Source organism: Virgibacillus sp. GM2-2, from assembly GCF_055329585.1.
In genome coordinates this window covers 1-215 of record NZ_JBUZWC010000208.1, presented here as the reverse complement: position 1 = coordinate 215, position 215 = coordinate 1, and the positions used below count along the sequence as shown (strand labels likewise).

Annotated in this window: 1 pseudogene; it reads left to right on the top strand. The window is 63.3% G+C overall.

Going from position 1 to position 215, the window contains the following annotated elements:
• Positions 1-215: pseudogene (locus tag ACY9Z2_RS19580) on the top strand (hypothetical protein); the annotation flags it as partial.

Genomic DNA, 215 nt, shown 5'->3' with positions numbered 1-215 from the left:
GCAGGGTGGATTGGTTGGTCCGCTGGCCAAGCGCTTCGGCGAGAAAACGCTGGCGGTCAACAGCCTCCTGGTGCAGGCATTGGCAGCCATAGGCACGGTTAGTGTTCCGGTCCTCTGGATGCTGTACCCGGCGGCTGTGCTGAACAGTCTTGGCACGGGCCTGACCTGGCCGACATTCGGAGCATTGCTGGCGAACAGCGTTTCCTCCGGGGAGC